The organism is Flavobacterium sp. 102 (assembly GCF_003634615.1).
Taxonomy (GTDB): domain Bacteria; phylum Bacteroidota; class Bacteroidia; order Flavobacteriales; family Flavobacteriaceae; genus Flavobacterium.
The window spans coordinates 2,725,097-2,739,144 of sequence record NZ_RBKX01000001.1; the positions used below are offsets into that span (position 1 = coordinate 2,725,097).

Below are 14,048 nucleotides of genomic sequence, written 5' to 3' on the forward strand. Positions count from 1 at the left end.
TTAATTTTAATACCCCGGATTTTGAGTTAGTAAGCCTCCGCTTGTAATTATTTGATTTTGTGGAATTGGAAACAATTCATGGGTTCCAACGATAAATGTTTTGCCATCCGCAGCCATAGCTGCTTGTGCTTGACCGGTTCTGATTAAATCAAACCAACGGTCGTGTTCCATTGCCATCTCAGCTCTTCGTTCCTTTAAAATTGAGATTAGTGTAACCGAACTTAATGTCCCTAAACCTGCTCTTGTTCTTAAATCGTTAATCCTGTCTGTTGCCTCTGAATTCAACCCTAGATGAAAAGCCGCTTCTGCACGAATTAACAATAGGTCACTGTATTTTAAAATTCTCAGATTTTTAGCTGTTTGGGTTCGGTCTCCATTCCAAGATTCTGCGATGCTACTTTGATAGGATTTATAATTGTATCTAGGATTAGTCCACGTTGTTGGCGCAACAAATCCATCCCAAAGCACTGAAGGAACAAAAATGATTGAACTACCTCTTCTAACATCGCCGGGTTCAAAAGAGTTGGCTAGCGATAATGATGGTGTATTGAAACCCCAACCTAAATCAGGAGTTCCTCTTGGTCCTTGAACATTGGTGTAATCTTGTAAACCTTTGGTTAATGTGGCCTGTACTTCGTAAATTGACTCAGAACCATTTTCGCCTATTTCTTTCCAAACATCAGCATAATTGGTCAGCAAACCGTATTGTGCAGAACTCATTACGTTACCACACATATCATAGGATTGTTGCCATTTTTCTTGATACAAATAAGCTTTAGCCAATAAAGACTGTGCTGCTCCTTTCGAAGCTCTTCCTTTATCATTGGGTGCGTATGCCCCTTTCAAAGGCAATTTATCGATAGCATCTAACAAATCAGTTTCTATTTGAGCATAGGTTTCTGCTTTTGATTTTCTAACATATACCACTTCATTAATTTGAGCAGTATCATTAATATCGATTTTTGTAATTACCAATGGTACACCACCAAAACAACGAACCAAATCAAAATAGCACAATGCTCTGAGGAATTTCACCTCACCTATCAATCTGTTCTTGAGGCTTTCTTCGATAGACAATTGCTCTAAATAAAACAAAGCATTATTGGCACGATATATTCCATCATAACGACCTATCCAAACATCATTAAATGAAATATCGGTAGGTCCAAAAGCCAAATTATCTAATCTTCCTTTATCTACACCGGTATCTGTAAGTGTGGAGCCCTTATCAGCATCATCAGAAACAATACTGGTAATTCCTATCCAAGAAAAAGCATACATATTGTAATCTAATTGCTTGTTGTAAACCCCGTTAACCAGTTGAACGGCATTATTAGGATCGTTAAGAAAATCAATCTCTGTAAGAGCATTACTGGGTTCAACATTCAAATCGTCTTCACACGAAAAGAAAATCAAAGAAGAGAATAGCAGTATTGCTGTTTTAAATTTTATGTTACACATCATTTTCATAGTATTTTAAAGACTTATGTTAAGACCAAACAAAAATGTTTTATTCGTTGGATAAGCATCCAACTCAATTCCGGCACCTCCAAGAGGATTAGCATTATCACCTCCAACAACTTCAGGTGAATATCCAGTGTACTTGGTAAATACAAAAGGATTAACAGCAGTGATATAGACTCTTACTTTCTCAATTTTGTTATAAAATTTTGGGATTGTATAACCAATGGTAATATTATTTATTCTCAAAAAAGAACCGTCTTCTATAAAATAAGTTGAAGGTCTTGGAGTTTCATTGTAGGGCTTTGGATTAGTTGTATTCGGGTTTGATGGTGTCCAAAAACTATCTAAATAACTGTATTCAATATTCTCTCCACCAAAGCGTTGCGCTTTTTTACCATTATAAACCTTATTGCCGCCAACACCATAAGTATCCACAGAAAAATCAAAATTTCTATAACTTCCACCTAAACTTAATCCGTAGGTGTAAGTTGGCAAATAAGAACCAGCAATAACCCTTTCATCGCTGTATATAAAAGCTCCGTCACCGTTAATACCGAGCACATCATACACATAAAAACTCCCCAGAGGTTGTCCGACTAATACTTGTTTAGTGTATTCGCCATTTCCTAAACCACCACCTATTAATCTTGAAAAATAGGCGTTATCGACTTTGGTCAATTCGTTTTTGTTATGGGAAAAATTTCCGGCAACCCAATATTTCAGATTGTCATTAATTTCAGTATCCCATCGCAAAGAAAGTTCTACTCCTTTATTATTAACTTCTCCCGTATTTACAGTCACTTCTCCCGGAGATAAAACAGGAGGAAGTGATACCGGAAGTATAACGTCTGAAGATGTTCTGTCATAAACATCAACAGAACCGGAAAGTCTGTTATTTAACACTTTAAAATCAAGTCCAAAATCAAATTCTTTCATGGTTTCCCATGTAAGGTTTGGATCTACTTGATAAGGCTGATTGCTTCCCGGAAAAATAGTTTGGCTATCTCCAAAAGCATAGTTGTAACCTGCAGCAAAAACAGGAATATTCAAGGCATTTAAGGAATTGGCATTCCCTACTTCTCCATAACCTGCTCGGAATTTAAGATAATTAACAAACTTTATTTTTTCTAAAAAAGTCTCATTAGAAATAACCCATCCTGCAGAAACTGCCGGAAAGTAACCCCATTTTTTAACATCTTGAAAAGAACTTATTCCTTCTCTTCTGATAGAAGCGGATAACAAATATTTATCATCAAACTCATATTCCGCTCTTCCAAAATAAGCTATTGAAACAATTGGAGTTGAATGATTATTGGAAACCACACTTCCTGGTGGTGCGTCGGCATTAAAAGAAGCCAAATCTAAATACCAGTAATTGGAACTTTCAGGAACATTAAAGCGAGTTCCGGATAAATATTCACCATTATTTTTAGTAGTTCTAGACATCCCTGCAATCAGGGTAAAATCATGCTTATTAAATGATTTTTTATAGGTTAGATAATTATCCCAATTCCACATATAATCATCGCTTTTGTACTGTTGAAGTGTATTGTATTTTATTGGGTTATCTCCAAAACTATCTTCATAATCTTGCAATGTTTGTGTCGCATTTTGTGATAAATAAATATCGGCGTTTGATGAAAAATTATAGCCTTTATTCAAAGTGTATGTTGCTCCAAAATTGGAAGTATATTTTAATTCCTTCAACAAAGCAATTTCCGCGGCTACAGAACCTGACATCACAATATTTTTACTTCTTTCATTGAAGTAAGTTAGTTGGGCTACCGGGTTGGCCACATTATTAAAACGATCATTTCCATTGATATCTATAAGTCCGGTGGCAGGATTACGCAATGGTACGCCCCATCTTCCATTTGGAAAATACACCGGAACAATTGGAGATTGCTTGTAAGCATTAGTAAAAGCACTAACCGGTTTAGGAGTATTGTTTGCTATAGCTAGATTAAAGTTTTGGGAAATCTTAAGTCTGTCGTCAAATATTTTGAATTCGTTTCTTGAATTGATATTGTTCCGTTCGTATTCTGTTCCTATTAGAATACCTTTTTCTTTATAATTTGTAGCCCCAAAATAGTAACTGGCATTTTCATTACCTCCTGAGAAAGAAACATAATTACTTATTACTTCACCTGTATTGGTAATTTCATCTAACCAATCTGTATTATAAGGTTGATCAAAACTATAATAGGTTGAAGAACCTGCTGCCACATTATTGTAATACGCAAAGCGATACGAGTCGGCCATTTCAACTTTCTTTTGAATGAATTTTTGACCGTAATAAGAATCATAATTTACCCTTATTTTACCTTTTTTTCCTTTTTTTGTAGTAACAATAACAGCTCCATTGGCAGCTTTTTGACCATATATGGCTAAGGAAGAAGCATCTTTTAAAATATCTATGGTAGCAATTTCATTTGGATTCAATCCGTTTAATCCGGTAGCTTCCACACCATCAATTAAATACAAAGGATCTCTACCGCCTAAAACTGTTCCCAAACCCCTAATGCGTATAGAAGGATTAGCACCTGGTTCATCATTAGTGACAATGTTAACACCGGCTGCTTTACCTTGTATAGCTTGAATAGCAGATTGTGAAGGTGTTTTAACTATATCAGTAGCCTTTATTTGTGCCACGGAACCGGTGATTGAACCCGATTTTTTAGTTCCGTAACCTATCACAACAACTTCTGTTAATAACTGGTTACTTTCTTTTAAAGTAATGACCATATTTGACTGGGCATTTCGCGTAAGAGTTTCATAGCCTATCATAGAAAAAACTAATACATCGCCCGCTACAGCTTGGATGACAAAGTTGCCATCATAATCAGTGGTGCTATTGATATTTTTGTCTTTTGCAATAATATTGACTCCCGGAAGTGGTAAGCCATTTTCATCAACTACTTTACCATTTAGTTCTTGAGCATAAGAAAAACAACTAATCGTAAGCAATAAAAAATAAGATAGGAAAATTTTCATTTGAGTAATGTGATTTTGTTTTAGCTAATGTACTAAACTAAAACGTTATAGTAACGCGATTACACTTACTACATTACCACATCATTTTCAGAAATAAAAAAAATAATAAATTGACTTACAGCTATTTAAAATCAATTTATATGACAAAAAACTCATCGGCAGTTATTGGAAATGATGAGTAATTGATGAGTTAATAATTAATAAAATACTAAGAATAAAATTATAGTATTGACAATAAAAAGTCAAAAATTATGAGTTAATCATAATTTTTGACAAACTGTCATCTGAAGTTAATCCTAGCTTTTTTCTTAATCGGTAGCGATGCAGTTCAACTCCTCTAAATGAAATATTCATTAACGGAGCTATTTCTTTAGAAGAAAGATTCATTTTTAAGTAAATACAAAGCTTAATATCCTTAGAAGTTAAGACCGGATATTTTTTTGATAAACGCTGTACAAATTCTTCGTTACTTTGAAGCAAATTCTTTTCAAAACTCTCCCATTCATTTTTATTAATGGCATTTATTTTAATCGCTTTTTTGATACTGCTTTTTAAATTGCCTAAATCATTCTCAGATTCTAAAGCCTTTTGAATACTTTCTATCATTTCGGATTGTTTCGCAATAGATAATGATTTTCCGGCTACTTCAGAAGCTTTTGCCTGGATTTGAACTTCCAATATGTGTTTTTCATATTCTTGAGACTTCAATTTGTTTTGGGCATCCATCTCTAGTTTTAGAATTTCTTTCTGGTGTTTAAGTTCTTCTTCTTTTAGTTTTAATTTCTCTATGTATCTTATTTTATTCCACTTATAGTACAAATAAAATGCCGCAAAAATAATCGCTGCATAAATCAAAATCATCCAAAACGAGAAATACCAAGGCATGGCAACGCTAAAGTTAAACGAGGCCAACTCTTTGTAATTATCTCCATCATTATAATAAATGGCAACGTCATGACTTCCACTGGAGAGGTTGTTTAATACAATATTGGAATCTTTAAGAGGAAAATACCTTTTACCATCATCTAGTGTATAAAACAATTCTTGTTTGTTGTAACCGTAATATTCCGAAATAATATCTATACCAATTGATTTGTTGTACCCTATTGTAGATGACTTTTCCACAAAAACTCCATCAACAAATGCTTCTAACTTAACGCTTTTGTCATTTGGTTTTGGTTTAGTCTTCTGTAATTTAAAAGCAAAAAAACCATCATCTAAATTCAATAAATATTCACCATTATTCTTAAATACTTTGGTATCCTGATTGATGATTTTACCTTCATAATATTTTTCCGGAATAAGATTCCAAACAAATTTATCGTTCACTCTATTAATTAAAAAAAGTGATTTGTCCTTTAAAACGATAAAGTTTTCGTCATCAATCGGAATGAGTTCCGATATATTTGAAAATGATTTATTGAAATAAACATTGATTTCTAAAGTATCGGAAATCGCATTGTAAGCATACCATTTAGAATTAATGTAAAACAACACTTCATTATTAAAATTGACCATTTTAACACCATAATCGTTAAGAATTTTATTTTTCTGAGTGATATTTTCAACCTTTTTTACAACATAATTTTCGTCAAAAAGGATTCTGTACAAACTTCTGTAATTGTCAACGGCCCAAAGTTCATTTGGCTTGTTCTGAATGATGTTTTTAATTGGCTTGGTCAGATTTGAAAAATATTTGAAAGTTTTAAAATCTGTCGGATTCTCATAAATAACAATGCCCGAATAATTAGCCAGAAAAAAATTGTTGTGGTAATTGCTTTTCAAAAATTTCCATCCACCGCTGACTTCATTCGACTTTTGCAAAGTATTGTTTTCATAAATATAAGTTCCGTCGTTGTGACCAATAAGGTATTTGTTTTCAACTTGGAGTATATCCCAAACTTGTCCTTGAGATTGGGGCAATAAGGTCAAAATTTTATCCTGATACTTAAAAACTCCGTGATTAGAACCTAACAACAATCCGCCTTCTTTCAATGGTGCCAAAGTATAAACAGAGCCTAGAATTCCGGTGTTGTCAGAAAATATCCGATAAGGCGAATTGATTTCAATGTGCGAAATTCCGTTATCTAAACCAAGCCACAAATCATTTTCTTTATCCAAACCAATACTTAAAATGGAATTGTTCTTCAAAGCATTTTTTCGGCAAACATTATTATAACTACTGTTGGTCAAATCTATAATGTAAACCCCTTGAAAAGCCGTTCCAATAATTAATTTGCTATTCGAAATTACCTTAGCCGTAATGATGATTTCCTTCTTTAGTAATTCGTTCAACGGATGCGACCATGGTTTTAAACCATTGCTGTCTTCAATGTAAACACCACTTTTTTGAGTAAAAAAGTACATTTTCCCACTGGCTTTATCAATGGCATGAATGATATTGTCTTCGAGTAAATTCCATTTCTCAATCTTTTTGAAATCGTTATTCTCAAAAAGAAAAACACCATCTTTAACCGATGCTGCGTAGATTTTATTGTCAACCAAAAAACAATACGACACCTGAAAAGGAATCCTGATTTTTCTAATCTTATTGTTCTCTAAAACATATAATTCATTAAAAGACTGAAAATATATCTTATTCTCATGTTTAAAAATCTTCCAAATCTCTTCATTGATTGATGAACCGGTAAAGTAATTTTTGTTTTTGGAAAGTGAAGTGTATTTTAGTATTCCTTTCTGTCTTTTCCAGTAACCAAATTCATTATAAGAACCTGAATAAATTTTATTGCCATCCGAAAAAACAGATCTTATAATGGTTTTGTTGGGCAAACTGTATTTCTCCCAACGAACACCGTTGAAACGAAGCAAGTAATGATTATTGGCAAAATAGAAAGCATTATCATTGCCTTGTGTTACGCTCCAAACTTGGTTGTCGCCGTTGTAATTGCTTTTGGTAAAGTTTTCCACAAAAGGAAGCAACTCCTGCGCATGAGTAAATGAACAGAGTAGAAAAAAGAAAAAGGCGATTTTGTTTTTCACTTTTGGTAGATTATTACCCAAAAATAAAAAAACTTATGCCTTTTGATACCAAGCCCGAATTAATTTCCGTCAACGAAGTCTTTAAGGTAAGCAAATCGAGGTGTTAATTTGCCGTTTTCGGTGATTTTAGCGCGTTGCAAAATACCATCTTTGTCTCCGTTAAAGAAAGCCGGAATCACGTGTTCCATAAACATTTCGCCAAAACCTTCGCTGGCATCTTTGGGCAATTCGCAAGGTAAATTATCTACAGACATCACCATAATTGAACCCGGATGTGTAAAGGGAACTTCTTTATTTTCGAAAGGCAAATAACCAAAAAACGGTTCAGCAATCGTTGAAGCTTTGATAGTACAGGCAATCGGTCCGTCAACATCACAAGAAATATCGGCAACAACTTTTATTTTGCAATCAGCCGCTTTGAGCATTTCTTGGGTTAAAATATCCGGTGCGTTATTCCCATGAAAATGTCCGGCCATAAAAATATCGGCTACTTTAGTAAAACGCTCAAAATTGGAGGTGTATTCTTGTGGATTTTTATAGAAATCGTTATTGTCCAATACTTTTCCGTCCAAACGTTTGTTATAATCTAAAACATCGATTTGGGTATAAACCGGCTGTGAGTATACTTTACTTAAAAAATCTTCAACTGATACTTGTTTGATTTTTATCCCATCCAAAATTTCTTTGGCACCCATTCCCACTTTTCCGTGACCGGTTAAGACAATTTTGATATTGGGTAAGGTTTGTCTTTTTAAACGAACGATTAAATCATCTTTACCGGTTAGTATTTCTGCTTTGGGTAAAGTAAACAACTCATATTTAATTCCGAATGCTCTAAAACCATTATAAGCACCAACAATACCGGCATAACGTCCGAAACCGATTAATCTTCTGTTATTGGCATCAACAATAGTTTCATGATCATAAAGCTCAATATTCTTGTCTAAAATAGCTTGTAGCAATTTTCGATTGTGTGCTTGCTTTTTAATCGTATGCGAAAAGAAAAAATACTTTTTATTCGGAATCAAATAATCAACCGGTATTTCCTTTACACCAAAGAATACATCGCAATCTGAAATATCATCTGAAACTTCAATGCCGTTCTTTTTATATTCCTCGTCATTAAAAACCCTGATGTCAGAGCTTTCTACTTTGACAATTGCTTCCGGATGCTCGGTCTTTAATCTCACCAATTCCTCAGGCGTAAATACAACTCTTCTATCAGGCGGATTTTTTCTCTCTTTAATTATTCCGAATTTCATGCTCTCGATTTTTGTGCCTCAAAAGTAGTTGTAACGAAAACGTTTTCAAAACTTTTTTGGAAAAATATAAATTGTGAAAAACCTGTTGAAAGCTTTGCAAAATATTAACTATCCACCTTACTTGAATAATTATATTTGTGATTCCATAAGTCTTAAAAATGAAAATTAAAAAATCCCACTATATATTCCTTTTTTGTTCCTCTTTACTTATAACTGCTTTCTGTTTTGTTCCTACTTCCTGTTCAAAACAAGAAAAGACAGAAGAAAGTATTATTAAAATTAACGAAAACGGAATTCCTGTAATGCAACCTTTGCTAGAAGAATTACCAAAACTTTCCAAAGCATTTCTTGAGGATAAAAAATATGGTGCTTCGCGTTTCTTTGAAAAAACTTGGTCTGAAAAGAATGACAACGTTAGTTTTTTGGTAGCCAAAAATGGCCAAATCATATATGAAAACTACATGGGTTATGCCAATAAGCGAACGGATGAAAAAATAACCAAAGACACACCATTGCATATCGCTTCGGTAAGTAAGGTCTTGACTGCAACCGCTATTTTGATGTTGATTGATGCCAAAAAAATTAAACTCGACCAAAAAGCGGCTACTTTAATTGAGGGTTTTCCTTATCCTGATGTGACGATTCAAACGCTTTTAAACCACAGAAGCGGTATGAAAAATTATGCTTATTTCACTTATGAAAATAACAATTGGGATAAGAAAAAAATCCTAACCAATGAAGATATAGTCAAAGTAATGGTCGAAAAAGAAATCCCTTTAGAAACCAAAACCGATACTCGTTTTAGCTATTGTAATACTAATTATGCCATGTTGGCACTAATCATTGAAAAAGCAACCGGATTGAAATATCCAGAAGCCATGAAAGAAATGATTTTCACACCATTAGGCATGACCAATACTTTTGTTTGTGATTTCGAAAAGGACAGAGAAATCATCGTTCCTTCCTACAAAGGCAATAATATGGAAATCGGAACCGATTATTTAGACGGAATTTATGGTGATAAAAACATTTACTCAACACCAAGGGACATATTGAAGTTTGATACCGCGCGCTTCGCACCTTTTTTCCTCAATGCTGATTTATTAAAAAAGGTTTATAAAGGTTACAGCTATGAAAGTAAAGGTTTAAGAAATTATGGGCTAGGAATTAGAATGGTTGAATATGAAAAAGGGGAACCGTTCTATTTTCACAATGGCTGGTGGCACGGTAACACGTCTTCTTTTATCAATTTAAGAAAAGAAAAAGTAACCATCATCACACTTTCCAATAAGTTTACCAAAAAAACATATCAATCTAAAAAATTGGCCGCACTTTTTGGTGATTATCCATTTAAATTGAATGATGATAATGACGAATAATTAACTACTTTTGTGGTCTGATTTTTGCTAATCAGAATAAAAACTGGGGTCGACTGGTTTTGACAGCAAGTCGAATTGAACGGTAAGCACGTCGAGCATGGTACCTTTTGCTCGTAAATCCAAGGGTATAAACACATAAACGGCGAAAATAACTACGCTTTAGCTGCATAATCTGAATTAAAGTAAGATTTGCCAAGTCTCGATAAGATCGAGAAGCTGGATTCTCCTCAGAAGCCTTGGTTTATGGCGTCTGGCTCAGGGGAACCGTAAATGTAAACCTAGGAAAGGTAATGTTCTGAATCCTTTCTGACACTGATAGAGCTAAGCATTAGGCCGCTGTCTTTGGCATAGCCTACTGTCGAAAACCCAATCAAAGACTAAACGTGTAGAAAGCTCTTTAGTTGCTTGTTTGGACCCGAGTTCGATTCTCGGCGACTCCACACCAAGCGCGGTTTAGCGTATTAAAATGGAAAAATCAGACAAGTTCGCTTGATCTGATTTTTCCATTTTTAATACGGCGGTCTTGAAAAGACCGAAAATTGCATTTGCAATTTTGGAATAACAGAGTTGGGCTAAGCCACTCTCCCCGACTCCACAAAAACGCTTGAATTGATTGAGGCGTTTTTTATTTTACTACGTCAGTTCGCTTCGCTCGGGTTAGGAGCAGACCTTTTTTGCTTCTCTTCACTTGTCTTCCCGCTATCGTTACAATCTTTTTATTGTTTTGTCACCCTTAACTTGTTGAAGGACTTTCCCAAAAAACAATAAAAAGGATTTCCACTCCTATCGGGGCTAAAAAACACTTTCCGATTTCTATCATATAATTAGTCTAAAACAGTACAAAAAAACAAGTTATAGTTTTTATTGTAACTCAAAAATGTTACATCTCTCCTACTCATACTAAATGTTTTTAAGTAAAATTGTATAGATTTACCTAACAAAACTTTTTTTATGCAAAAAGTATTTTTCCTTCTCTTGTTTGTCGCAAATTTCTCGTTTGGTCAATTCAAAAACGAAATTGACTCTTTAGAATTTGAACTAAAAAAGGTAAAAACTATTGAAGAGAAAATTAAACTTCATGATTTACTCTTTAACCGAAACTTTTTGGATAACATCAAAATAGCCAATTTTCATAAACAGCAACTTTTTGAAATAGGAAAAAAACACAACAACTCACTTGCATTCTATAAGGCATATTATTTATCCGGAGTAACTTCGAGTATTTATTCAAAAAAAAATGGAGCAATACCAAACTTAACAAAAGCCAATCAATATGCTAAAAAATTAGATGATGTTTCTCTAATCTGTGAATCATCAATAAAATTAGCTAACGTATATATTGCTCTAAATGATTTTGATAATGCTCAATTTCATCTAAAAGAAGCCATAAAAATCACTACAAAAAGAAATGCTTTGTTAGAATTATCTAGAGCTTACATGGTTTTAGGAGAATTTTATCAGAGTAGAAAAGCCTATGTTTTAGCATTGAATAGTTATTTAAAAACAGATTCTATACAAGTAAATCACAAATTAGACAAAAACACATTGGGTGAAAATTTAATGCATTTAGGTCAACTTCATCAAGAATTAAAATTATTCAACCAAGCTGAGAAAAACTTTAAAGCGGCTAAAGTTCTGTTCGATGAGACTCAAAATAAAATAGGTCAAATGCATGCAGTTTTTAAACTAGGTGATGTTTATTTTTTAGAAAAAAATTACAAAAATGCACTTTCTAATTACAAAAAGGTTTATAATTTTTATGAAAACAATAGCTTTATTGGAAATTTTTCGGAAGCAAATTTGTCAATTGGTCGGGTTTATATGGAAGAAAAAAAATATAAAAAATCACTTGAATACTTTAACAAATCTTTAGAAATACAACAAGAAGGAAATTATTATCACGGACAAGCAAGAAGTAATATTCATATTGGAGATGTTTATTTTATAGTAGAGGAATTTGATAAATCAAAGAACCATTATTTACGAGCACTTGAATTGGTAAATAAAAACAACTTAAATAGCCTTAAAAGCAACTTATACTTAAAGCTAGCAAAAACCTATGGCAAAACAAAAAACTATGACGAAGCAAATAAATTTTATGTTTTAAACGAAGAAATAAAAGATAGCATTTCTCATTTGAATGAAAATCAAGAAATTTTTGAATTAGAAACCAAGTATCAAACCGAAAATAAGCAAAAACAAATCAAACTCCTTTCTACTCAAAATGAATTAGCCCAAAAAGAAAAATACATTTACATTGGTTTACTCGGCTTATTAGCCTTAATTGGAGGAAGTTTGTTCTACAGTTACCGAAATAAAATCAAAACGGCACAAAAACTCAAAGAGTTAAACGAATTGAAATCACGTTTTTTTGCCAATATTTCACACGAGTTTCGAACGCCTTTAACACTGATTAAAAGTCCGGTGCAAAGTTTGCAAAGCGAAATTTCAGATGAAAATCAGAAAAGCAAATTGCATTTAATCGACACCAATTCAACCCGAATGCTAGAATTAGTTGATCAACTACTTGAACTTTCAAAAATTGATGGTGGCAATTTAAAACTCATCTTAAAAGAAGGCAATATCAGTTCGTTTCTGCATTCAATCATGGAACCGTTCAATTTTCAGGCAAAAGAAAACCATATCAATTTCTCCTCTTCGATTGAAAAAACAACTGAAAACAGCTTATTCGATAAAGATGTAATCGAAAAAATTGTAACCAATTTGGTAACGAATGCTTTTAAATATAAAGCTCCAAATGAAGCGATAGCCTTTGGTTCATCGGTTACAAATTCCACTTTAAAATTGGTAGTTTCTAATTCCGGAAGCGATATTAAAAAGGAAGATTTACCCAAACTTTTTGAACGATTTTATCAAAAAAATGAAGACAATCAAGGCGTCGGAATTGGTCTAGCACTAGTCAAAGAATTAGTTGATTTGTGTAAAGGAACTATTGAAGCAACTGTCAGCAATGGTGAATTGTCTTTTGCAGTCAATATACCTTTATTGCAAACAAACGATAACGCCATCGTTATTCCTTCGAAAGTTCAGACTGCAAATGTCATCAATTCGAGCATTGCTGAAACAGAACTGCCTATTTTATTAATCGTTGATGACAATGCTGAAATTAGAAATGTATTGAAAGATATTTTCAAAATTAACTACCAAATTATTGAAGCGCAAGATGGTGAAGCAGCCTTAAAATTAGCCAAAAAAGAAATTCCGGATTGTATTATTTCCGATGTAATGATGCCAAAAATAGACGGATTTGAATTTACAAAACAAATCAAAAATAATGAGTTGACATCTTTTATTCCGGTTATTCTATTAACTGCCAAAACCTCAGACGAAGCACATCTTGAAGGTTTAAAAAGTACAGCCGATGCCTTCTTAACCAAACCTTTCAACAACGAAATAGTAAAAGCAACAGTGCTACAACTCATTGAAGAACGCAAAAAACTCCATACACGCTACAGCCAAGAATTGGTTTTACGTCCGGTGGATATTGTTATCAATTCAGTAGAAGAAAAATTCATCGAAAAGCTTCAAGTTATTCTAGAAAAACAACTGTCCAACTCCGACTTTACTGCCGAAGATTTCGCAGCCGAAGTTGGGATGAGCAGAATGCAATTGCATCGAAAACTAAAGTCGCTATTAGGAGTTTCTTCAACCGAATTTTTAAGAAACGAACGATTAAAAGTCAGCACCGAGTTACTCAAAAAAGGCAACGGAAACATTTCAGAAATTGCTTACTCAGTTGGGTTCAACGACGTATCATATTTTTCAAAATGTTTCAAAGAAATGTACCATTGCACGCCAACAGAATACATCGAAAAAAGCTAAATCTTCTCACTTAACCCTCTATTTTATTGACCTGTAAAACCATGTTACATAAATCATAATCCCTGTTACAATAGTCACAGGGATTTTTTTGTGCTTGTCCTAGTTT

At 33.5% G+C, this 14,048-nt stretch carries 6 protein-coding genes and 1 other RNA gene; 3 read left to right on the forward strand and 4 right to left on the reverse strand.

Going from position 1 to position 14,048, the window contains the following annotated elements; genetic code table 11:
- Window positions 1-6: 6 nt before the first annotated feature.
- The 4 genes from C8C84_RS11795 to C8C84_RS11810 all read right to left on the reverse strand — a co-directional run bounded on the left by C8C84_RS11795 (window position 7) and on the right by C8C84_RS11810 (window position 8,720).
- Entirely contained in the window at window positions 7-1,464 is a 1,458-nt protein-coding gene (locus C8C84_RS11795; protein ID WP_233549788.1) for a RagB/SusD family nutrient uptake outer membrane protein, read from the reverse strand.
- Between the two features lie 12 nt (window positions 1,465-1,476).
- On the reverse strand, window positions 1,477-4,458 hold the full coding sequence (locus C8C84_RS11800) for a SusC/RagA family TonB-linked outer membrane protein (protein ID WP_121313838.1): 2,982 nt from the start codon (window positions 4,456-4,458) through the stop codon (window positions 1,477-1,479).
- A 249-nt stretch (window positions 4,459-4,707) separates the two neighbouring features.
- Window positions 4,708-7,458: a histidine kinase gene (locus tag C8C84_RS11805; RefSeq protein WP_121313839.1), complete on the reverse strand. Its 2,751-nt coding sequence runs from the start codon at window positions 7,456-7,458 to the stop codon at window positions 4,708-4,710.
- Window positions 7,459-7,517: 59 nt separating this feature from the next.
- The gene (locus C8C84_RS11810) at window positions 7,518-8,720 is read right to left on the reverse strand and encodes an NAD(P)-dependent oxidoreductase (protein WP_121313840.1); all 1,203 of its coding nucleotides are present in this window, start codon (window positions 8,718-8,720) and stop codon (window positions 7,518-7,520) included.
- Between the two features lie 158 nt (window positions 8,721-8,878).
- On the opposite strand from C8C84_RS11810, the gene C8C84_RS11815 reads away from it, so the two are divergent.
- The 3 genes from C8C84_RS11815 (at window position 8,879) to C8C84_RS11825 (ending at window position 13,942) form a co-directional block, all read left to right on the forward strand.
- Window positions 8,879-10,099 (forward strand): serine hydrolase, encoded by a 1,221-nt coding sequence (locus C8C84_RS11815; protein WP_121313841.1) that lies wholly within the window; start codon window positions 8,879-8,881, stop codon window positions 10,097-10,099.
- Between the two features lie 45 nt (window positions 10,100-10,144).
- Window positions 10,145-10,542, forward strand: a transfer-messenger RNA (tmRNA) gene (ssrA, locus tag C8C84_RS11820).
- 508 nt (window positions 10,543-11,050) lie between these two features.
- Entirely contained in the window at window positions 11,051-13,942 is a 2,892-nt protein-coding gene (locus C8C84_RS11825; RefSeq protein WP_121313842.1) for a response regulator, read from the forward strand.
- Window positions 13,943-14,048: the final 106 nt, after the last annotated feature.

Excerpts from the sequence above, each read along its gene's own strand:
- C8C84_RS11810 (WP_121313840.1), bottom strand. The coding sequence starts at position 8,720 with ATGAAATTCGGAATAATTAAAGAGAGAAAAAATCCGCCTGATAGAAGA.
- C8C84_RS11800 (WP_121313838.1), bottom strand. The coding sequence starts at position 4,458 with ATGAAAATTTTCCTATCTTATTTTTTATTGCTTACGATTAGTTGTTTT.
- C8C84_RS11825 (WP_121313842.1), top strand. The coding sequence starts at position 11,051 with ATGCAAAAAGTATTTTTCCTTCTCTTGTTTGTCGCAAATTTCTCGTTT.
- C8C84_RS11815 (WP_121313841.1), top strand. The coding sequence starts at position 8,879 with ATGAAAATTAAAAAATCCCACTATATATTCCTTTTTTGTTCCTCTTTA.
- C8C84_RS11795 (WP_233549788.1), bottom strand. The coding sequence starts at position 1,464 with ATGATGTGTAACATAAAATTTAAAACAGCAATACTGCTATTCTCTTCT.